A 20779-nucleotide genomic window follows, 5' to 3' on the forward strand; every position below is an offset into this window, starting at 1 on the left:
CCGCCGTGGCCGGACGGCCCCGCTCGGGGAGCGGAGGCGGGGCCGGACGCTCAACTCCGGGAGACGTTCCGCTCGTATACGAGGCGCAGTCCGATGAGGGTCAGCCACGGCTCGTGCTCGTCGATGACCGTGGCCTCGCCGAGCACCATGGGCGCGAGGCCGCCCGTCGCGATGACCGTCACGTCGTCGGGGTCGCCGCCAGGACCCGCGAGCTCGCGGGCCATGCGCTGCACGACGCCGTCGACCTGGCCCGCGAAGCCGTACAGGATGCCCGACTGCATGGCCTCGACGGTGTTCTTGCCGATGACACTGCGCGGCCGAGCCAGCTCGATCTTGCGGAGCTGGGCGCCCCGTACGCCGAGGGCCTCGACGGAGATCTCGATGCCGGGGGCGATCACGCCACCGGTGTACTCCCCGCGCGCGGAGACCGCGTCGAACGTCGTCGCCGTACCGAAGTCGACGACGATGGCGGGCCCTCCGTAGAGCTCGACCGCCGCGACCGCGTTGATGATGCGGTCGGCGCCGACCTCCTTGGGGTTGTCCATGAGGATCGGTACGCCGGTCTTGATGCCGGGCTCCACGAGGACGGCGGGCACGTCTCCGTAGTAGCGACGGGTGACTTCGCGCAGCTCGTGCAGGACGGAGGGGACGGTGGAGCAGATGGCGATGCCGTCGATGCCGTCGCCCAGCTCATCCCCGAGGAGCGGGTGCATGCCCATCAACCCGTTGAGCAGTACGGCGAGTTCGTCGGCGGTGCGGCGGGCCTCGGTGGAGATGCGCCAGTGCTCGACGATCTCCTCGCCGTCGAACAGGCCGAGGACGGTGTGGGTGTTTCCGACGTCGATGGTCAGCAGCATGTCGTCGTCACTCCGCCCCGTCAGAGAGCGCGCGCAGGTCGAGACCGATGTCGAGGATCGGCGAGGAGTGGGTGAGGGCGCCCACCGCGAGGTAGTCGACGCCTGTCTCGGCGTACGCGCGTGCGTTCTCCAGGGTGAGGCGGCCGGAGGACTCCAGGATCGCGCGGCCGTCCACGATGGCCACGGCCTCCTCGGTCTCGATCGGCGTGAAGTTGTCCAGGAGGATCAGGTCGGCGCCCGCGTCCACGACCTCGCGCAGCTGGTGCAAGGTGTCGACCTCGACCTCGACGGCCAGCTCGGGGAACGCCTCACGGACGGCCTTGAAGGCCTGCTCCACGCCTCCGGCGGCCACGACGTGGTTGTCCTTCACCAGGGCCGCGTCGGAGAGCGACATGCGGTGGTTCACGCCGCCGCCCATGCGCACCGCGTACTTCTCCAGGGCGCGGAGCCCCGCGGTCGTCTTGCGGGTGTCGCGGACCTTGGCCTTCGTGCCGTCGAGTGCGTCGGCCCACGCGCGCGTGGCCGTCGCCACGCCGGAGAGGCGGCACAGGAGGTTGAGGGCGCTGCGCTCGGCGGTGAGCAGGTCGCGGGTGCGGGTGGTGACGCTGAGCAGCACCTCGCCCGCCTCCACCTGATCGCCGTCCTCGACGTGCCGCTCGACCTCGAACGTGTCCGTGCAGACAAGGGAGATGACGGCTTCGGCGATGCGCAGACCCGCGACCGTGCCGGCCTCGCGGGCGGTGAAGTCACCGGTGGCGACGGCCTCTTCGGGGATGGTGGCGACGGAGGTGACGTCCACGCCGCCGTCCAGGTCCTCCTCGATCGCCATGTGCGCGATGTCCTCGACCTGCACGGGGTCGAGCCCCGCGTCGGTCAGGAGCTGCGCGAGAGCGGGGTCGAGGCCGCACTCCAGGGGGTCGTACGCGTCGTCTCCGCCACAGCCGCAGGCGTCGCCGCAGCCGCCGCCGGCGGGGGCGAGAGGGAGGTCGTCGGGGGTGCTCACGGTCACTTCTCCTGGGGGCTTGTCGTCGGGGGGAAGTCTGCGGTCTCGGTCGTCTTCAGGGCCAGGGTCCGGTCCGCGTTGAGGCGTACGACGATGTGGCGGCGCCAGGTCGCGTCGTCGCGGTCGGCGTGGTCCTCGCGCCAGTGGCAGCCGCGGGTCTCCTCGCGGCGCTGCGCGGCGGCCACCAGGACGCGCGCGACGCACAGGAGGTTGGTGGCCTCCCAGGTGTCGACGCCGGGCTCGGCGGTCTTGCCGTCCTCGGCGAGCGCGCCCGCGGCCTCGGCGTGGATGCGGGCGAGCCGGGCCGCGGCCTCGGAGAGGGAGTCGGCGGACCTGAGCACTCCGGCGCCTTCGGTCATCACGCGCTGGATGACGAAGCGGGCCTCGGGGGGCAGCAGGGGGTGCGCGGGGGTGTCGGGGTGGGAGACCGGGGCGGGCACGCGCGCGTGGAGGGCGTTCTCCGGGTGCCCGTTCTCCGGGTGCTCGTTCTCCTGGTGCTCGTTCTCCGCGTGCCGTGAAGCGATGTCCGCGGCGATGCGCTCGGCGTAGACCAGGCCCTCCAGAAGGGAGTTGGAGGCCAGGCGGTTCGCTCCGTGCACGCCGGTGCAGGCGACCTCGCCGCAGGCGTACAGGCCCGGGACCGTGGTGCGGCCGTGCGGGTCGGTGCGGACGCCTCCGGAGGCGTGGTGCGCGGCCGGGGAGATGGGGATGGGCTCCGTCACCGGGTCGATGCCGTGGGCGCGGCAGGCGGCGAGGATCGTCGGGAAGCGGTTCTCCCACATCTCGGCGCCGAAGTGCCGTGCGTCCAGGTACATGTGCTCGGCGCCCAGTTCCTGCATGCGCCGGATGATGCCCTTGGCGACGACGTCCCGGGGGGCGAGCTCCGCGAGCTCGTGCTGCCCGACCATGAAGCGCACGCCGTCCGCGTCCACGAGGTGGGCGCCTTCGCCGCGCACCGCCTCGGAGACCAGCGGCTGCTGGCCCTCCGCGTCGGCGCCCAGGAAGAGCACGGTGGGGTGGAACTGCACGAATTCCAGGTCGCTGACCTCGGCGCCCGCGCGCAGGGCGAGCGCGACGCCGTCGCCCGTCGACACGGACGGGTTCGTGGTCGCCGAGAAGACCTGGCCCATGCCGCCGGTGGCGAGGACGACCGCGGGGGCGTGGACCGCGCCCACGCCGTCGTGCTGGCCCTCTCCCATGACGTGCAGGGAGACACCGGCGGTGCGTCCGTCGGCATCCGTGAGGAGGTCCAGTACGAGGGCGTTCTCCACAGTCGGTATGGACTGCGAACGCACCGCCTCGACCAGGGCGCGGGAGATCTCCGCGCCGGTCGCGTCGCCGCCCGCGTGTGCGATGCGGCGGCGGTGGTGGCCGCCCTCGCGGGTCAGCTCGATGGCGCCTTCGGGTCCCGTGTCGAAGTGGGCGCCGGTCTCGATGAGGCGGCGCACGGCGTCGGGGCCCTCGGTGACCAGGATGCGCACGGCTTCCTCGTCGCACAGGCCCGCGCCCGCCACGAGGGTGTCGTCCAGGTGCTGTTCGGGGGTGTCGCCCTCGCCGAGGGCCGCGGCGACGCCGCCCTGGGCCCAGCGCGTGGAGCCGTCGTCCAGGCGGGCCTTGGTGACCACGACGGTCTTCAGGCCCGCCGCCGAGCAGCGCAGGGCGGTGGTCAGCCCGGCCACTCCGGAGCCGACGACGACGATGTCGGCTTCCAGGGACCAGCCGGGGGCGGGGGCATGCAGCCGTATTCCGGTGGCACTCATGAGGTGGCTCCGAACGTGAGCGGGATGTTGTCGATCAGCCGGGTCGCGCCGACCTTGGCCGCCACGGCGAGGACCGCCTCGCCGGTGTGGCCGGGCTGTACGTCGGTGAAGTCGGCCGGGTCGACAAGGGCCAGATAGTCGAGCTCCAGCGGGGGCCGGCTGCGCGCGGCCTCGTCGAGGACCTGCCGGGCCGCGGCGCGGACGGCCGCGGGGCCGCCGGGGACGGACGGCGTGACGGACTGGGCGACCGCGTGGGCGTCGGCCGCGGCGCGGGACTCCCCCAGGGCGTTCAGGGCGTCGGCGCGCGCGTGCGTGGCGGGGGCGGAGGCCGCCCGTGCGTGGAGGGCCTCTTGGGCGGCGTGCCGGTCGCGGCCCGCGAAGAGGGCCTGGGAGAGGGCGAGGGCGGTGCGCCGCTCGGCCGGGGACAGGTAGCGGTTGCGGCTGGAGAGGGCCAGGCCGTCGTCCTCGCGCACGGTGGGTACGCCGACGATCTCGACGCCGAAGTTCAGGTCCCGCACCATGCGGCGGATGAGGGCAAGCTGCTGGGCGTCCTTCTGGCCGAACAGGGCCGTGTCGGGCCGCGTGAGGTGCAGCATCTTGGCGACGACGGTGAGCATGCCGTCGAAGTGCCCGGGGCGCGTGGCTCCTTCGAGGAGCGTGCCCATGGGTCCTGCGCTGACCCGGACCTGTGGTTCGCCGCCCGGGTAGACCTCGTCCACGGCAGGGGCGAACACGAAGTCCGCGCCTTCCTGTTCGGCGATCTTGACGTCGGCTTCCAGAGTGCGCGGGTAGCGGTCGAGGTCCTCGCCCGCGCCGAACTGGAGGGGGTTCACGAAGACCGTGACCACGACTTCGCCCTCGTCGCCCGCGATGCGGCGTGCGGTGCGGATCAGCGTGGCGTGGCCTTCGTGCAGGGCGCCCATGGTCATGACGACGACGCGGCGGCCCGTATCCGCGCGCGTGCGCAGCGGTTCGGCGGTGTGCACGACGTTGGTCATCGGCTTCCTCCCTCGGCGCCGCCGGTCCCGCTTCCGCCGTTGGCCAGGACGCCCAGGAGGTCCTCGGCGAGCTCGGGCTTGAGCAGTCCGTGGGCGAGCGCGCGGTCGGCTGTCGCGCGGGCCATCGCCAGATATCCGGCGACGGTCTGCGGAGCGTGCTTGCGCAGCTCGGCGACGTGGGCGGCGACCGTGCCCGCGTCCCCGCGCGCGACGGGTCCCGTGAGGGCGGCGTCGCCGGACCGCAGGGCGTTGTCCAGGGCGGCGCCGAGCAGCGGGCCGAGCATCCGGTCGGGGGCTTCCACGCCCGCGTCCCGGAGCAGGTCCATGGACTCGGCGACCAGCGTGACCAGGTGGTTCGCGCCGAGCGCGAGCGCCGCGTGGTAGAGCGGCCGGGACTCCTCGGCGATCCACTCGGGCTCGCCGCCCATCTCGATGACCAGCGCCTCCGCGGCGAGCCGCAGCTCGTCGGGGGCGGTCACACCGAAGGAGCAGCCGGCCAGGCGCTGTACGTCGACGGGGGTGCCGGTGAACGTCATGGCGGGGTGCAGCGCGAGCGGCAGGGCGCCGGCGCGCAGCGCGGGCTCCAGGATCTTCGTGCCGTACCGCCCCGAGGTGTGCACCATGAGCTGGCCGGGGCGGACCGCGCCGGTCTCGGCGAGGCCCTCGACGAGACCGGGCAGGGCGTCGTCGGGCACGGTCAGGAGGACGAGGTCGGCACGCTCCAGGACCTGCGCGGGCGTGACGAGGGGGACGTCGGGCAGCAGGAGCGCCGCCCGTCGTACGGACGCGTCGGAGACTCCGGACGCGGCGACCGGGCGGTGCCCGGCGAGCTGGAGCGCCGCGGCGAGCGCGGCGCCTACCCGGCCCGCTCCCACGACGCCCACCGTGAGCCTCGCGGGGCGGTCCCGCGGCTCTGGCTGATGAGGTGCGTTCACGTGATGACGCCTTCCCGTTCCAGTCCGCTCGGGGTACCGGACGATTTCTCGTCATGTTAACGCGATTGGCCCGCGCCGCGTCCTCGGCTGTCCACAGGCTGTGGGTATTCGTATGACCGGCGGCCGATCGCACGCCATGCTCGGGGAATGACTTCACATGACGGATCCGAGGTACACGACGGAGCCGAGGTGAGCGAGCAGGACCGGTCGGCCGCCCGCCGCCGGGCCGCCGCCCTCGGCGCCACCCGCATTCTGCACCGCTGGTCCGCGCACCTCCCGCTCACCGCGCGACTCTCGGCACTGGCGGACGCCGCCTCCGAGGTGGTGGGCCCGGACGAGCCCATCGACATCTACGGCAACGCCGTCGTCGCCCGCCTTGAGGACGAGGTCGCGCTGCTGCTGGGCAAGGAAGCCGCCGCCTTCTTCCCGACCGGAACGATGGCCCAGCAGGTCGCCCTGCGCTGCTGGGCGGGCCGCATGGGCAACGCGACCGTCGCCCTGCACCCGAAGGCCCACCCCGAAGTGCACGAGGGGGGCGCCCTCTCCGTGGTGAGCGGTCTGCGCACCGTGTATCCGACGCGGGAACCGCGGCTGCCCACGGCCGAGGAAGTGCGGGACTTCGACGAGCCCTTCGGGACGCTGATGCTCGAACTGCCGCTCCGGGACGCCGGTTTCGTCCTGCCGTCCTGGGAGGAGCTCGAAGAGATCGTGGAAGCGGCCCGCGAACGCGACGCCGTCGTGCACATCGACGGTGCGCGCCTGTGGGAGTGCACGCCCCACTTCGGGCGTTCCCTCGCGGAGATCGCCGACCTCGCGGACACCGTGTACGTGTCGTTCTACAAGTCGCTCGACGGCCTGAGCGGCGCCGTGCTCGCGGGCCCGCGCACCCTCGTCGACGAGGCGAAAACCTGGCGCCACCGTTACGGCGGCCAGCTCTTCCAGCAGTTCCCGGCCGCCGTCGCCGCGCTGCTCGGCCTGAAGAACACCCTTCCCCGGCTGCCGGATTACGTCGCCCACGCGCGCGTGGTGGCCGAAGCGCTGCGCGAGGGGTTCGCGGCCGCCGGGGTCCCCTGGTCGCGCGTGCACCCTGAGCAGCCGCACACCCATCAGTTCCAGGTCTGGCTGCCGTACGACTCCGAGGTCCTGACCGAGGCGGCGCTCGGGCAGGCCGAGGAGACCAAGACCCAGTTGTTCGGCCGCTGGTTCCCGGACGGGCCGCCCGGCCTCTCGGTCACGGAGGTCACCGTGACCGAGGCGGGCCTGGAGTGGACGGCCGGCGACGTCAATGATGCGGTCGCGGAATTCGTACGGCGGATCCCCGGCTGAACGAGCCGGGCCTCCGGTGCGGGCGCCCGGCGCGGGCGATCCTGGCCAGCGCGGCCCGGATCCGTCCGTGGGCGGGGCGTTCCTCGATGACGGCACGGAAGCGGCCGTAGTCGCGCACCTCGCGGATGACCTGCCAGTCGTCGCGGCCGGGGGCGGGCGGGGTCGGCGTGCCGTGCTGGGCGGCGCGGTAGCTGTCGAGCAGGTACTGCTGGGTGATGCTCATGATGGTTCGCCTCTCATGACAAATGGTACTTATCGGGCATCCTTGGGTCGACGGGAAGCAGAGTCGGCGCAAGGGGGCTGGTTTCCGGTCCGGCGGCGACGCTGCCGTGCGGCCCGGTCAACGCGGGCTTTCCGGCCCGGTCACCACAGACTGCGCCCGCCGTCACGCCCCCGTCGCGCCAATTGACAGGGGCCGTCAATCGGCGGACGGGATGTCAGTGGCGCGGTGCACGATGGGTCCATGAGCGTGCACATCGAGATCGCGGGCCTGCCGCAGGAGCGGATCTTCTTCGACCCTTCGCCCTTGGCGGAGCTGGGCGTTGCCCTGCACGCGCTGGCCGAGCCCGGACACCATCCGGGCATGCACGGCTGGGCCACCGCGACCACCGCCTGCCTCAAGCCGGACCTCGCCGACCGGCTGCACGAGGCGGACTTCCTGTGGCGGAACACCTTCTCGGACGTGTTCATGCCGTTCGCCGGGCTGGTCGACGGTGACGGCAGGCCGGGGGCGACGCTCGCCGAGGAACTGGACCTTCTCGACCGCCTGGACGACGAGCGATTCGTCATGGCGGCCCTGGAGTTCACCTGCGGCACGACGTACAACGAAGGCGGTCCCTCACCGCTCACCGACCCGGTCCGGGGTGCACGCGCCCTGGAGCTGGCCGCCACGCGCGGCAATCGCCAACTGGACTTCGCCAAGCGGCTCCTGACCGACCCGCAGGTCGTCCGTGCCTGGCTGCGCCGCCTCCTTGAGGACTGTGACGAGGCGTTCTTCGCGGACACCTGGCGGCGGGTGCGCGTGCAACTGGCCGCCGACGCACGGCACAAGACCGAGATACTGCGCCACAAGGGCCTCGCCGAGGTGCTGGCCTCGGTGTCGGCGGCGCTCTCGGTGGACGAGGACGGCCGCCGCATCACCGCCGACAAGCTCGTGCCGGGCGCCGCTACCGCCCTGGACCACACCCTGGGCGCGGGGCTCACGTTCGTGCCGTCGCACTTCGCCTGGCCGCACCTGATGATCCTGCACGCCCCGGGCTGGCGCCCGGTGATCCACTACCCCGTATCCGCCCCGGACCTGGCCACACCCACCTCTGTGGAGACCCTGGAGCGGCGGCTCACGGCCCTCGCGCACCCGGTGCGCCTGCGGCTGTGTCGCAACATGGCCCGCGCGCCGTTCAGCACCGGTGAGCTGGCCCACGCGACCGGCCTGACGGCACCGGAGGTCTCCCGGCACCTCTCGCTCCTGAAGAAGGCGGGCCTGGTCACCACGGTGCGGCGCGGCCGGTACGTGATGCATCAGCTGGACGTCACCGTGGTGGCCCGGCTCGGCAGCGACTTCCTGGAGGGCATCCTGCGCTGACGTCCCGGCCCTTGGCAGCCCTCAGGCCGCTCCGCCACCCGCCCGCACGAGGCCCGTCTCGTAGGCGAGGACGACCACCTGCACCCGGTCCCGCAGGCCCAGCTTGGTCAGGATGCGGCCCACATGGGTCTTCACCGTGGCCTCCGACAGGACGAGCCGCGCCGCGATCTCGCCATTCGAAAGCCCCTGGGCGACCAGGATCATGACCTCGCGCTCGCGGCCCGTGAGCCGCTCGAGCTCCTTGTGCTGCGGCTGTCCGCCCGCGTTCGGCAGCATCGGCGCGAAGCGGTCGAGGAGGCGCCGCGTCGTGGACGGCGCGACCACCGCGTCACCGCTGTGCACGGAACGGATCGCGGCGAGCAGCTCGCCCGGGGGCACGTCCTTGAGCATGAACCCGGAGGCGCCCGCCTTCAGCCCCGAGAAGGCGTACTCGTCGAGGTCGAAGGTCGTCAGGATCAGCACCTTCGGCGGGTTCTCGTCCTGGCAGATGCGCCGGGTCGTCTCCACGCCGTCCAGTTTCGGCATGCGTACGTCCATGAGCACCACGTCGACATCGGTCGACCGCAGCTCCTGGAGCGCCTCGACCCCGTCGCCCGCCTCGGCGACGACCTCCATGTCCGGCTGGGCGGCGAGCACCATCCGGAACCCTGTGCGCAGCAGCGCCTGGTCGTCGACGAGCATGACGCGGATCGACATCAAAGGCCCTTTCGTGGATGTTCATGAGCGAACGGTTGTTCATGAGCGAACGGATGCGGTCATGAGCGTATGGCGTGAACGTCGCGGTGACAGGTGTCAATTTGCGGGCTTGAGCGGGAGCAGCGCACTGATGCGGAAGCCGCCGCCGGGCCGCGGCCCCGCGTCCAGCGTGCCGCCGACCATGCCGACGCGCTCCCGCATGCCGATCAGGCCGTGTCCGCTGCCGTCGGCGCCGCCGTCCTCGTACAGCTCGTGGGGCGCGCCCTTGCCGTCGTCCTCGACGAGCAGCCCAAGGCCGTCGTCGAAGTAGACGAGGCGCACACTCGCGCCGGTGTTCTCGCCGCCGTGCTTGCGGGTGTTGGTGAGCGCCTCCTGCACGATGCGGTACGCGGTGAGCTCCACGCCGCTGGGCAGCGGGCGCGGGGTGCCCTCGACCTTGAAGTCGACCGGGAGGCCGGCCGTGCGGACCTGCTCGATGAGCTCGTCGAGCTGCTCGACGTCGGGCTGCGGGACGTACTCACCGCTCTCCTCGTGCTCGCCGGTGCGCAGCACGCCGAGCAGCCGGCGCATCTCGGCGAGCGCCTGGCGCCCGGTGCCGGAGATGGTCTCCAGGGCCTGCTTGGCCTGCTCCGGGGCGGCGTCCAGGACGTACGCGGCGCCATCGGCCTGGACGACCATCACCGAGACGTTGTGCGCGACCACGTCGTGCAGCTCGCGGGCGATGCGGGCCCGCTCGGCGGCGACCGCCACCTTGGACTGCGCCGCCCGCTCCTTCTCCAGACGGTCGGCGCGCTCCTCCAGCTGCGCGAAGTAGGCCCGGCGGGTGCGGACGGAGTCGCCGAGCACCCAGGCGAGGGCGAAGGGCACCATCTGGAAGACCGTGAAGAGGATGTTCCCGAAGGTGCTTACGCTCTCCTCCGGCCAGCGCAGCGAGGACAGTGGAGCCGCGCACAGGCCGCCTATGAGAGCGAACCGCGAGGCCCACTTCGTGCCGTCGGCCGACGCGCTGTAGATGATCACCAGCATCGCGAAGTCGGCCGGCATCGTCTTCACGTCGAAGATCAGCTGGGCGACGCCGAGGACGGCGGCGAGGACCAGCATCTTCTCGGTGGCCTTGCGGCGCAGCGCCACCACCACGGACATTCCGACGATGACGAGGGCGGCCGGGACCGTCGGGTCATGGCCTTCCGCCTCGGCCATGGAGACGAGGCCGACCGCGGAGATCCCGAGCAGGGCGAGGGCCCAGAAGCCATCGACCCCGGTCGGGTTTCTGCGGAGGAAGTCATAGACGCGCTGCACGTAACCCAGCGTAGGCAGCCGCGGAGCCCCGCGGGGTCAACCGGAGGGCCGATCCGCACCCCGTGCATGTACTCCCCAAGGTGGAGGCCCGCTTAGCCTTCTCGCGTGACGAACGAGGCGGCGGGCAGGGCGGCGGACGAGGCCGGGGGCGGGCGGCACGGCGTGCGGCGCGGCTGGCGGGAGGCCATGGAAGCCGCGCTGTACGGGCCTGACGGCTTCTATCTGCGACCCGAAGGACCCGCCGGGCACTTCCGGACGTCGGTGCACGCGACGCCGCTCTTCGCCGCCGCCGTGGCGCGCCTGCTGTGCCGGGTGGACGAGGCGCTCGACCACCCGGACGAGTTGGCCTTCGTCGATCTTGGCGCGGGGCGCGGTGAGTTGACCGCGGGTGTCCTTGCCGCGCTGCCCGCCGATGTGGCGGCACGCGCGCGTGCCTATGCGGTGGAGCGGGCCGGGCGCCCGCCGGGACTCGACCCGCGCATCGAGTGGCGAGGCCGCCCGCCCGCCGGTGTCTCCGGCCTGCTCTTCGCGAACGAGTGGCTGGACAACGTCCCCCTGGACGTCGTCGAGGCGGATCCGGACGGTCTGGCGCGCCACGTTCTCGTACGCGACGACGGCACCGAATCCCTCGGCCCCCCTGTCGACGGTGCGGACGCCTCCTGGCTCGCGCGCTGGTGGCCGCTCGCCCCGGAGCCGGGCCTGCGCGCGGAGATCGGCCGCCCCCGCGACGAGGCGTGGGCGGCGGCCACGGGGACGCTCACCCGCGGCCTCGCGGTCGCGGTCGACTACGCGCACGACCGCGCGGGACGTCCGCCCTTCGGGACGCTGACGGGGTTCCGCGCGGGCCGCGAGACGGCGCCCGTGCCGGACGGCACCTGCGACATCACGGCCCATGTGGCGCTCGACGCGTGCGCGCTGCCCGGGGCCTCGCTGCTCACCCAGCGCGCCGCCCTGCGCGCCCTGGGGGTCCACGGTGGCCGCCCGCCGCTCTCGCTGGCCTCCACCGATCCGGCGGCGTACGTACGGGCGCTCACGCGCGCGGGAGAGGCGGCCGAACTGACCGCCCCGGGCGGACTCGGCGACTTCGGGTGGCTGTCCCAGCCGGTCGGAGTTGCTGAGGGCCTACTTGTCGATGTCGCCGACCACGAAGAACAGTGACCCAAGGATCGCCACCATGTCGGCGACGAGCTGTCCTGGCAGCAGCTCGGCGAGGGCCTGGATGTTGTTGAACGAGGCCGAGCGGAGCTTGAGGCGGTACGGGGTCTTCTCTCCCTTGGAGACCAGGTAGTAGCCGTTGATGCCGAGAGGATTCTCGGTCCAGGCGTACGTGTGGCCCTCAGGGGCCTTGAGCACCTTCGGGAGGCGCTGGTTGATCGGCCCCTGGGGCAGCTCGGCGAGCCGGTCCAGGCAGGCGTCCGCGAGGTCGAGGGCATTGTGGGTCTGCTCCAGGAGCACCTCGAAGCGGGCCAGGCAGTCACCCTCCTGACGCGTGACGACCCTCAGGGTGTCCTGGAGGTCCCCGTACGCGAGGTAGGGCTCGTCACGGCGCAGGTCGAAGTCGACTCCGGAGGCGCGGGCGATGGGACCGCTCACTCCGTAGGCGTGCACCGCCTCCGGGGACAGCACCCCGACACCGCGCGTACGCCCCCGGAAGATCTCGTTGCCGAGCACCAGCTTGTCGTAGACGTCCATGCGCGAGCGGACCGAGGCGACCGCCCCGCGCGCGCGGGTGGCCCATCCGGCGGGGAGGTCCTCCTTGAGGCCGCCGACCCGGTTGAACATGTAGTGCATACGGCCGCCGGAGATCTCCTCCATCACGTTCTGGAGCTCCTCGCGCTCCCGGAACGCGTGGAACACCGGGGTGATTCCGCCCAGTTCGAGCGGATAGGACCCGAGGAACATCAGGTGGTTCAGTACGCGGTTCAGCTCGGCGAGGAGCGTGCGCATCCAGACGGCGCGCTCGGGCACCTCCATGCCGAGCATCCGCTCCACGGCGAGCACGACGCCCAGCTCGTTCGAGAACGCGGACAGCCAGTCGTGCCGGTTGGCGAGCACCACGATCTGCCGGTAGTCACGCGCCTCGAAGAGCTTCTCCGCACCGCGGTGCATATAGCCGATGACCGGCTCCGCGTGCTGGATCCGCTCGCCGTCGAGGACGAGGCGCAGCCGCAGCACACCGTGCGTGGACGGGTGCTGGGGGCCGATGTTGAGCACCATGTCGGTGCTCTCCGCGGCACCGCCGATGCCGAGCGTGGTCTCCGTCGTGGGGCTCATGCGCGCATTCTCTCGTACGCACGGCCATACGCGACTGTCACATCGGCTACGTAGGCTTGAGGCATGGATACGGGGACGGCACAGCCCGCACGACCGGCGCAGCCTGCCGGGACAGAGGCGGAGCCGGTGTGGACCGGGCTGCCGCGGGGGCTGCTGCGTATGCGGCGGCTGCTCCTCGTGGTGTGGTTCGTGCCGCTCGCCGCGGCCGTCGGGGTGCTCCTGGGGATGTTCGCCGGGCCCGCGTGGGCGGCCTTCGCGGCCCTTCCGCTGGCCGTCGTGGTGTGGGGCTGGCCGGTGCTGGGGCGCAACTGGCGGTCCTGGCGGTACGCGGAACGGGCCGACGACCTGCTGATCAGCCGGGGCGTGCTCTGGCGCGAGGAGACGGTCGTCCCGTACGGCCGGATGCAGCTCGTCGAGGTGACGTCGGGGCCCGTGGAGCGGCGCTTCGGCCTGGCGAGCGTGCAGCTGCACACGGCGGCGGCGGCCACGGACGCGCGGATCCCCGGCCTGCTCCCCGAGGAGGCCGAGCGGCTGCGCGACCGGCTCACCGAACTGGGCGAGGCCCGCTCGGCGGGGCTGTGAGCGGCGTACGGGAGGCGGCGGGGGAAGAACACGCCCCTGGCGCCGAAGACGTACGAGAACGGCGTCTGCACCCCGTGACGCCCCTGCGCAGGGCATGGGCGCCGGTCGCCGTCCTCGTGGGCTTCGCCGTGCACGACCCGAACGGCGCCCAGCGCCGGGTCTCCGAGCTCGCCGCGGCCCAACTGCTCGCCGGGCTCGCCGTCGTCCTCCTGGGCGGCGCCCTGTACGGCTTTTTGAGCTGGTGGTTCACGCACTTCGCCGTCACCGACACCGAGCTGCGCATCCGCACCGGTCTTTTCTTCCGGCGTACGGCGCACATCCGGCTCGACCGGCTGCAGGCGGTGGACGTGACGCAGCCGCTCGCGGCCCGCATCGTGGGTGTCGCCAAGCTCAAGCTGGATGTCGTCGGGACGGAGAAGAAGGACGAACTGGCCTATCTCGGCCAGGAGGAGGCCTCCGTCCTGCGGGCCGAACTCCTCGCGCGGGCAGCCGGTTTCGCGCCCGAGACGGCCCGCGAGGTCGGCGAGGCCCCGGTCCGCAACCTGGTGCACGTTCAACCACGGATGCTCGCCGTCTCACTCCTCCTCACCGGCACGACGTGGGGCATGCTCGTCGCCGGGCTCGCCGTGCCGTCCTTCCTGTGGTTCATCACCCACAACGTGTGGACGGTCCTCGCGGTCGGACTGCCCATGCTGGGCGGGGCGTTCGCGAGCAGTGTGGGGCGCTTCATCGGGGAGTACGACTGGCAGGTGGGCGAGTCCCCCGACGGCCTGCGCATCGACCACGGGCTGCTCGACAAGACGCACGAGACGGTGCCTCCGGGCCGGGTGCAGACGGTGCGGGTCGTGGAGCCGTGGCTGTGGCGGCGGCGTGGCTGGGTGCGGGTGGAGCTGGATGTGGCGGGCTCGTCCAACAGCGTCCTGGTCCCGGTCGCCTCGCGGGAGGTCGCGGAGTCGGTGATCGCGCGGATCCTGCCGGGTGTCCGGGTGCCGGCCGCCGCCGAGCTGATCCGCCCGCCCGCGCGCGCGGCGTGGTGCCTTCCGGTGTGGTGGAAGGGGTACGGACTCGCGGTGACGGACACGGTGTTCGCGGCCCGGCACGGCTTGTTGCGGCGCCGGCTTTCCCTGGTACCGCACGCGAAGGTGCAGAGCGTGCGGCTGAGGCAGGGGCCCTGGGAGCGGTACAAGGGCGTGGCCGACGTCCAGGTGGACACGGGGGCGAACAAGACGGTGACGGCACGGTTGCGTCCCGCCGGGGAGGCGGTCGCACTGCTGTCCGCGCAGGCGGAGCGCTCCCGTACGGGGCGCAGGACCGCGCGGCCGGACCGGTGGATGGCGTGAGGGGCGTCCCGCCTACGCCCGAAGCGCCGACCGCAGCTCCGCCACGTCGATCTGCTCGGTCTCGTCATGCGCCGTCAGGTCGATGACCTGGCCCACGCCCCGCTCGGCGGCGTCGCCCTCCGGGGCCTGCTTGAACTCCGCCTCGGCCTCCGCCTTGTGCACGGCGAGTGCCTCCTCGCCCACGACATCGGCGAGGTCCACGTTCTGGACGGCCTCCAGCGCCCCGGCGGTCGTCTCGCTCTTCGTACCGAAGAAGTCGAAGCCGCCCTGGGCGACCGGCCGCCGCCGGTGTGCGGGCGGCGCGACGGCGACCGCGCGCTCATGCCCGCCGTACCCGTCGGCCGCCCCGGACTTCCCCCGCGCTTCGTCCCCGTCCGTGCGCTGCCGGGCAGCACCGCCGTCGGGGGAAGGCTTCGGTGTCAGCCGGTCGAGCGCCATGTTCGCCCGGTCGTACAACGACGGAGGCGCGATCGCCCCCGGGCGCACGACGGGGGCCGGCGCCTGCGCACGGGCCGCCGGGGCCGGTGGCAGCGCCCGCGCCGGAGCGGAGGCCTCGATGGCGAGCAGCCGCCGTCCCTCGAGCGCGCTGGCCCGCTCGGTCTCCGCCGTCGCGTAGCGCCGCAGCAGCGCCGCGTGTTCGTTGCGCAGCGCGGCGAGCTCGGCGCGCTTTGAACGCAGCTTCGTCTCCAGGCGGCCCCGCAGTTCGCGGGACTCGTCGAGGTCGGATTCGCACTCGGCTATGCGTTCCTCGTAACGCCACTCGTCGCTCTTGCGGGCCCGGCCCAGCTCGGCGACGCGTTTTCCGGCCGCCAGGTCCCAGCGGCGCATGACGACCGAGCCCACGACGGCTGTCGCGGCAGCGGCGGCGGCGAGGCCGCGGAGCACGATGGGTTCCGCGAACAACCAGGCGCCACCGGCGCATACGAGGGAGAGACCTGCGACCGTCGAGGGAGGCAGCAGCCTGTGCAAGGGTGGGGAATGGCGGTGACGTCCACGTGGCATGGCCAGAAACTTACCGCGCGTAGGCGAACTCTGTTGCCCCGCCCGCCAAAAATGGCCGCGCGAGAGCCGAATCCCCCGCCCTTCCCGGCCGGCCGCTACTTCTTGATCAATCCCTTCGACTCCAGATACTCCCGGGCGACATCGGCTTCCTTCTGCCGCTCCACATCGACCTTCCGGTCGAGTTCGGCGAGATCTTCCGTCGTCAGCGCCTTGGTGAGCTTCCCGAGGGCCTCGGCTATCTCCTTGTCGCCCGCTTCCTTCGCGTTCACAACCGGAAGGATGTTGTCCGCGTTCTGGAGCTTCTTGTCGTCCTCAAGGGCCACAAGACCGAAGCTGTCGAGCGTCGCGTCGGTGGTCGTGGTCAGCACCACCTGGTCGGTGCGGTTCTTCACGGCCTGCTTGGACTGTGTGGTGCCGACGCCCTTGGGGTCGATTCCCGTGATGTCGATGCCGTACGTCTTCTTCAGTCCCGGAGCGCAGAACGGCCGCGACTCGCATTCGTCACTCGCGGCGATCTTGACCTTCTCGCCGGACTTACCGAGATCGGAAAGCGTCTTGAGCTTGTGCTCCTTCGCGTATTCCTTGCTCACCGCGAACGCGTTCTGATCGACGGCCTCACCGACGGGAAGCACCTTCAGGCCCCGCGGCTCGGCGAGCTTCTTCAGCTCGGCCACCGTCGCGTCGACATCATTCGACGCGACCGGCTTCGCCTTCGGGCCGTTCTTGCCGAGGTTCAGGAACTCCGCGAGCGTCGCCGCGTATTCGGGAGCGACATCGATCGAGCCCTTCTTCAGCTCGGGTTCGTACACCTCGCGGTTCTGGACGGTTTTGACCTCGGCGTCGTATCCCGCGTCGTCGAGTACGCCCGCGTAGAGCTCGGCGAGCACCTTCTGCTCGGTGAAACGGGCCGACCCGACCACTATCTTGCCCTTGCCGCCCGCTTTGTCCGAGCCGCCCCCGCTGTCCTTCTCCAGGCTGTCCCCGCCGCACGCGGTGAGCCCCGCGGTCAGCGCCACGACGGCCACGGCCGCCCCTGCCATCCGTCGCGCACGACGCGTTGTGCTGTTCATCGGTGAACCACCATTTCGAAAGACTTGGGACTTGGGAAACAGATCACTGGGATCACTGGGATCACTGCGCTACGCCCGCCCGCGCATGGGGCTGAAGACCTTCCCCACCACGACAAGCACCACCTCCACGAACAGCGCGAGCACCGCCACGAGCAGCGCCCCCGCGACCACCTGCGGCGTGTTCTGCAGGTTGAACCCGGCCGTGATGATCCGGCCGAGGCCTCCCTCGCCCGCCATCGCGGCCAGCGTCGCCGTGGCGACGACCTGTACGCCGGCGGACCGGACGCCGGTCATGATCAGTGGGTACGCGAGGGGCAGTTCGACCCGCGCGAACAGCTGGCGGCCGCTCATGCCCATGCCCCGCGCGGCCTCCACCACCGACTTGTCGACCTCACGCATCCCGATGTACGCGTTGGTCAGCAGCGGCGGCACCGCGAACAGCACGAGCGCGATCAGCGTCGGTATGTCCCCGTGCTCACCGAGCGGGGTGAGTGTGAGGAGCACGAGCACCGCGAGGGTCGGCACGGCACGGCCGATGTTCGAGATGTTCACCGCGAGGGCGCCGCCCTTGCCGATGTGGCCGAGGAACAGCGCGATCGGCAGCGCGATCACACACGCGACGGCCAGGCACACACCGCTGAAGTAGAGGTGCTCGGCCAGCCGGTGCCACACCCCCTTCTCGCCCTGCCAGTTGGCGTCCGTGGTCAGCCAGTCGTACGCACCGGTGATCGCGTTCATGCGGGTTCAACCACCTTGGCCGGGCGCTCCGCGCGGGCGGTGCGGTTCGTGCGTATGCGGGTCACGCGTGTCCACGGCGTCAGCCACCGCTGGAGCACGAGAAGCAGAAGGTCGGCGACGACGGCGAGCAGGACACAGAGCGCGGAGGCGGTGAGCACCTGCGCCTTGAAGGTCGTGTCGAGGCCGTCGAGGATCAGCGATCCGAGGCCTCCGTAGTCGACGATCGCGCCCACGGTCGTCAGGGCCACCGTCGAGACGGTGGTGATGCGGACACCGGCGAGCAAGGCGGGCAGCGCGAGCGGCAGTTCGACCTCCCACAGCAGCCGCAGCGGCCCGTACCCCATCCCCCTGGCCGCGTCCCGTGCCTCCTCCGGCACGGCTTGCAGCCCCGCCAGGATGTTGCGCACCAGGATCGTCAGGGAGTACAGCACGAGGCCCGTGACCACCAGCGAGGCGGAGAGCCCGAAGAAGGGCAGCAGGAGCGAGAACATCGCCAGCGAAGGCACGGTGTAGAGGACGGTCGTCACGCCGAGGATCGGCCCGGCGAGGAAGCGCCAGCGGCGTGCGAGCAGCGCGAGCGGCAGCGAGACGGCGACGCCGATCGCGACCGAGGCCGCGGTGATGCCCATGTGCTGCACGGTGGCGTCGATCAGCTCCTGGCTGCGGGAACTGACGTACTCACCGCAGATCCAGTCGTTCGTCACCAGACAGTTCTGCTCGCTCATCCCGCCCCACTCCCCCCGCGTCCTGAATTCTGAGGCCGTCTGGCGAGACCCTAACGCGGAGCACCGACAATCGCCGAGACTCGTCGTACTGGCGCAACATGGGCTTTACACAATGCCCGCGACAATGGGGAATCATGATCCGGTTCGAGCACGTCACCAAGCGGTACGCGGACGGCACCACCGCCGTGGACGACCTGTCCTTCGAGGTCGCCGAGGGCGAACTGGTCACACTCGTGGGCCCGTCGGGCTGCGGGAAGACCACGACGATGAAGATGGTGAACCGTCTCATCGAGCCGACCCAGGGCCGGATATACGTCGAAGGTGACGACATATCCGCCATCGACCCGGTTCAACTCCGGCGCCGCATCGGCTATGTCATCCAGCAGGTCGGCCTCTTCCCGCACAAGACGGTCCTGGAGAACACGGCGACCGTCCCGCACCTCCTCGGCGTCAAGCGCGGCAAGGCCCGCGAGCGCGCCGCCGAACTGCTCGACCTGGTCGGCCTCGACCCGGCCACCTTCGGCGACCGCTACCCCGATCAGCTCTCCGGGGGCCAGCGCCAGCGCGTCGGCGTCGCCCGCGCCCTGGCCGCCGATCCGCCCGTGCTCCTGATGGACGAGCCGTTCGGCGCCGTCGACCCGGTGGTGCGCGAGCACCTGCAGAACGAATTCCTCCGCCTCCAGCAGGCCGTCCGCAAGACCGTGCTCTTCGTCACGCACGACATCGAGGAAGCGGTCCGCCTCGGCGACCGCATGGCCGTCTACGGAGAGGGCCGCATCGAGCAGTTCGACACCCCCTCGACGATCCTGGGCGCCCCCGCCAACGGCTACGTGGCCGACTTCGTCGGCGCTGACCGCGGCCTCAAGCGCCTCTCCGTGACGCCCATCGAGGAGGGCGACCTGGAGCAGCCGCCCGTCCTGCACCTGGACGACCCGCTGCCCGCGAAGCTCGACGCCCGCTGGGCCGTCGTCCTGGACGGCGAGAACAACCTGCACGGCTGGATCTCCGCCGAGCACGCGCACGGCGGCTCCGGGACGGTCCGGGACCGCGCCCGCCGCATGGAGGCGTGGCTTCCGGTGGGCGCGAGCCTGAAGCAGGCGTTCGCCACGATGCTGCAGCACGACGCGGGCTGGATCGCGGTCATCGACAAGGACAGCGAGGGCCGCTTCCTGGGTGTCCTCACCCCGGCCCGGCTGCACGAGGCCCTGCGCAGGTCGACGGCCGCCGACGCCCGCGACATCGCGCGCGGGGAGGTCGAGTTGGAGACGATCACGGCCATCGCCGGTAACTGAGCGGCTACTTGTGGGTGCTTTCTTGAGGGACGCCTAGCTATGGGCACCTTCTTGTGGGCGCTTACTTGCCTTCGAGCCGCCCGCTGAGCCACTCCAGCGTCGCGGGAATCTCCCGGCGCCACGTGTTGAAGTTGTGCCCGCCGCTGTCGAGCGTGATCGACGAGACCCTGGTGGGCGCCTTCACCTTGTCGATGAACTTCTCCGTGTCCCCGTAGTTGTCCTCTCCTTGTTTGCTGGTGGTGACAAGGAGGGACGTCTTGGGCGGCGTCATGTGATCCAGGGACCACATGAGGTCGGCGTGCCGCTCCAACTCCTTGTCGCCGTGGAAGAGATCGCCCGTCGTGACGTCGATGGGCGCCTTGTAGTACGCGGAAAGGCCCGCGCCCGCCGCGTACACATCGGGGTGGTGCACGGCGAGCTTCAGGGCGCAGTAGCCGCCCGTGGAGTCACCGACGACGCCCCAGCTGCCCGCCGTACGGCCCGCCCTGTAGTGCGCGGAAATGGCGCCGGGCAGGTCCTTGGCGAAGAAGGTCTCGGCCTGCGGGCCCCCGGGGATGTCCACGCACTCGGTGTCCCGCGGCGGCGCCACGGTGGGCCGCATCATGACCAGGATCATCGGCTCCATCGTGCCCCGCCTGACCTGCGCGTGGGCGGTCTGCGGGTAGTGCAGGCCCTTGATCAGCGCCTCGGCGGTGCCGGGGTAGCCGGTCAGCACCACGGACACGGGGAACGTGCGGTTCTTGTACCGCGGCTGGAAGTACTCGGGCGGCAGATAGACGTACGCGGGGCTTGCTATGTCGGACTCTTTCCCGCTGACGACGACCTTCTGGATCTGGCCGCCGGTCGAGGGCCTGTCGCCGCCGGGCACCTTCACCGGCCGGGTGCTGCGCACGTCGACGGGGGTCTCACCCTTCGCGGGGTCGTGGTCGACGACCACTCCGGGGCTCGTCTCCTGGCCGAAAAGGTCCGCCCACGTGGCGTAGAAACCGAACGCCTGATTGGCGGCGAGGCCGACCGAGGCGAAGACCGCGAGCTGCGTGGCGAGCAGCAGCCCGATACGGCCGGTGACGGCCCGCCAGGTGCGGCGGGCCAGGCGCGGCCAGAGCCAGACCGTGCCGATGAACAGCACGACGGCGATGAGCACCGTGACCGCGATGACCGTGTTGCTCGTCAGACCCATGGGGTGTTCCGCCTGCGCTTTCTGCCTGTTCCGTAGTTCTTTTCCAGCGGTTTTCCGGTCGGGAGTGAACCCGACTCCCAGAAGAACCGTCCTAGAGGGCGCAATGTCGCCGGATGCCGT

Annotated in this window: 20 protein-coding genes; 6 read left to right on the plus strand and 14 right to left on the minus strand. The window is 71.5% G+C overall.

Annotated features, from left to right (window positions below):
- Positions 1–50: 50 nt before the first annotated feature.
- Genes ACGFX9_RS27900 through ACGFX9_RS27920 form a run of 5 tightly spaced genes read right to left on the minus strand, consistent with a single transcriptional unit; the run spans position 51 to position 5553 of the window.
- Complete coding sequence (locus ACGFX9_RS27900) at positions 51–857, minus strand: type III pantothenate kinase (RefSeq protein WP_363210616.1); 807 nt, start codon at positions 855–857, stop codon at positions 51–53.
- 7 nt (positions 858–864) lie between these two features.
- Positions 865–1860: a carboxylating nicotinate-nucleotide diphosphorylase gene (gene nadC, locus ACGFX9_RS27905; protein ID WP_393477776.1), complete on the minus strand. Its 996-nt coding sequence runs from the start codon at positions 1858–1860 to the stop codon at positions 865–867.
- 2 nt (positions 1861–1862) lie between these two features.
- Positions 1863–3620, minus strand: coding sequence for an L-aspartate oxidase (locus ACGFX9_RS27910; protein ID WP_393477780.1), 1758 nt, complete (start codon positions 3618–3620; stop codon positions 1863–1865).
- Positions 3617–4618, minus strand: a complete 1002-nt coding sequence (panC, locus tag ACGFX9_RS27915; RefSeq protein ID WP_393477785.1) for a pantoate--beta-alanine ligase — start codon at positions 4616–4618, stop codon at positions 3617–3619. Before panC ends, ACGFX9_RS27910 begins: the two co-directional genes overlap by 4 nt.
- On the minus strand, positions 4615–5553 hold the full coding sequence (locus ACGFX9_RS27920) for a Rossmann-like and DUF2520 domain-containing protein (RefSeq protein WP_393477790.1): 939 nt from the start codon (positions 5551–5553) through the stop codon (positions 4615–4617). Before ACGFX9_RS27920 ends, panC begins: the two co-directional genes overlap by 4 nt.
- A 147-nt stretch (positions 5554–5700) precedes the next feature.
- On the opposite strand from ACGFX9_RS27920, the gene ACGFX9_RS27925 reads away from it, so the two are divergent.
- On the plus strand, positions 5701–6879 hold the full coding sequence (locus tag ACGFX9_RS27925; protein ID WP_393477794.1) for a threonine aldolase family protein: 1179 nt from the start codon (positions 5701–5703) through the stop codon (positions 6877–6879).
- Here ACGFX9_RS27925 and ACGFX9_RS27930 read toward each other — a convergent pair.
- The gene (locus ACGFX9_RS27930) at positions 6836–7102 is read right to left on the minus strand and encodes a hypothetical protein (protein ID WP_393477798.1); all 267 of its coding nucleotides are present in this window, start codon (positions 7100–7102) and stop codon (positions 6836–6838) included. The two genes, ACGFX9_RS27925 and ACGFX9_RS27930, sit on opposite strands and share 44 nt — an antisense overlap.
- A gap of 246 nt (positions 7103–7348) precedes the next feature.
- On the opposite strand from ACGFX9_RS27930, the gene ACGFX9_RS27935 reads away from it, so the two are divergent.
- Complete coding sequence (locus ACGFX9_RS27935; protein ID WP_393478603.1) at positions 7349–8461, plus strand: DUF5937 family protein; 1113 nt, start codon at positions 7349–7351, stop codon at positions 8459–8461.
- A gap of 21 nt (positions 8462–8482) precedes the next feature.
- Here ACGFX9_RS27935 and ACGFX9_RS27940 read toward each other — a convergent pair whose 3' ends face one another.
- Both ACGFX9_RS27940 and ACGFX9_RS27945 read right to left on the minus strand, forming a co-directional pair.
- The gene (locus ACGFX9_RS27940) at positions 8483–9157 is read right to left on the minus strand and encodes a response regulator (RefSeq protein WP_393477803.1); all 675 of its coding nucleotides are present in this window, start codon (positions 9155–9157) and stop codon (positions 8483–8485) included.
- Between the two features lie 96 nt (positions 9158–9253).
- On the minus strand, positions 9254–10456 hold the full coding sequence (locus tag ACGFX9_RS27945; protein ID WP_393477807.1) for a sensor histidine kinase: 1203 nt from the start codon (positions 10454–10456) through the stop codon (positions 9254–9256).
- 186 nt (positions 10457–10642) lie between these two features.
- Here ACGFX9_RS27945 and ACGFX9_RS27950 point away from each other — a divergent pair, with 186 nt between their 5' ends.
- Positions 10643–11614: an SAM-dependent methyltransferase gene (locus tag ACGFX9_RS27950; protein ID WP_393478606.1), complete on the plus strand. Its 972-nt coding sequence runs from the start codon at positions 10643–10645 to the stop codon at positions 11612–11614.
- Here the strand turns inward: ACGFX9_RS27950 and ACGFX9_RS27955 are convergent.
- Positions 11579–12730, minus strand: a complete 1152-nt coding sequence (locus ACGFX9_RS27955; protein WP_393477811.1) for an NADH-quinone oxidoreductase subunit D — start codon at positions 12728–12730, stop codon at positions 11579–11581. The two genes, ACGFX9_RS27950 and ACGFX9_RS27955, sit on opposite strands and share 36 nt — an antisense overlap.
- 63 nt (positions 12731–12793) lie before the next feature.
- On the opposite strand from ACGFX9_RS27955, the gene ACGFX9_RS27960 reads away from it, so the two are divergent.
- Both ACGFX9_RS27960 and ACGFX9_RS27965 read left to right on the plus strand, forming a co-directional pair.
- Positions 12794–13312 carry a PH domain-containing protein gene (locus ACGFX9_RS27960; RefSeq protein ID WP_393477815.1) on the plus strand — a complete coding sequence of 173 codons (519 nt, stop codon included), beginning with the start codon at positions 12794–12796 and terminating at the stop codon, positions 13310–13312.
- Complete coding sequence (locus ACGFX9_RS27965) at positions 13309–14652, plus strand: PH domain-containing protein (protein WP_393477820.1); 1344 nt, start codon at positions 13309–13311, stop codon at positions 14650–14652. The genes ACGFX9_RS27960 and ACGFX9_RS27965 overlap by 4 nt, the downstream gene beginning before the upstream one ends.
- Positions 14653–14664: 12 nt before the next feature.
- Here the strand turns inward: ACGFX9_RS27965 and ACGFX9_RS27970 are convergent, their stop codons facing one another.
- The 4 genes from ACGFX9_RS27970 to ACGFX9_RS27985 all read right to left on the minus strand — a co-directional run bounded on the left by ACGFX9_RS27970 (position 14665) and on the right by ACGFX9_RS27985 (position 18187).
- On the minus strand, positions 14665–15654 hold the full coding sequence (locus tag ACGFX9_RS27970; protein ID WP_393477825.1) for a hypothetical protein: 990 nt from the start codon (positions 15652–15654) through the stop codon (positions 14665–14667).
- A gap of 95 nt (positions 15655–15749) precedes the next feature.
- Positions 15750–16724: an ABC transporter substrate-binding protein gene (locus ACGFX9_RS27975; RefSeq protein ID WP_393477830.1), complete on the minus strand. Its 975-nt coding sequence runs from the start codon at positions 16722–16724 to the stop codon at positions 15750–15752.
- A gap of 69 nt (positions 16725–16793) precedes the next feature.
- Entirely contained in the window at positions 16794–17462 is a 669-nt protein-coding gene (locus tag ACGFX9_RS27980; RefSeq protein WP_393477835.1) for an ABC transporter permease, read from the minus strand.
- Positions 17459–18187, minus strand: coding sequence for an ABC transporter permease (locus ACGFX9_RS27985; protein ID WP_393477838.1), 729 nt, complete (start codon positions 18185–18187; stop codon positions 17459–17461). The genes ACGFX9_RS27980 and ACGFX9_RS27985 overlap by 4 nt, the downstream gene beginning before the upstream one ends.
- Before the next feature lie 134 nt (positions 18188–18321).
- Between ACGFX9_RS27985 and ACGFX9_RS27990 the strand changes: the two genes are divergently transcribed.
- Complete coding sequence (locus tag ACGFX9_RS27990; RefSeq protein WP_393477841.1) at positions 18322–19479, plus strand: ABC transporter ATP-binding protein; 1158 nt, start codon at positions 18322–18324, stop codon at positions 19477–19479.
- Positions 19480–19540: 61 nt separating this feature from the next.
- Here the strand turns inward: ACGFX9_RS27990 and ACGFX9_RS27995 are convergent, their stop codons facing one another.
- Positions 19541–20659: an alpha/beta hydrolase gene (locus ACGFX9_RS27995; RefSeq protein ID WP_393477846.1), complete on the minus strand. Its 1119-nt coding sequence runs from the start codon at positions 20657–20659 to the stop codon at positions 19541–19543.
- Positions 20660–20779: the final 120 nt, after the last annotated feature.

It is taken from the genome of Streptomyces sp. NPDC048436 (genome assembly GCF_043200355.1).
GTDB lineage: Bacteria > Actinomycetota > Actinomycetes > Streptomycetales > Streptomycetaceae > Streptomyces.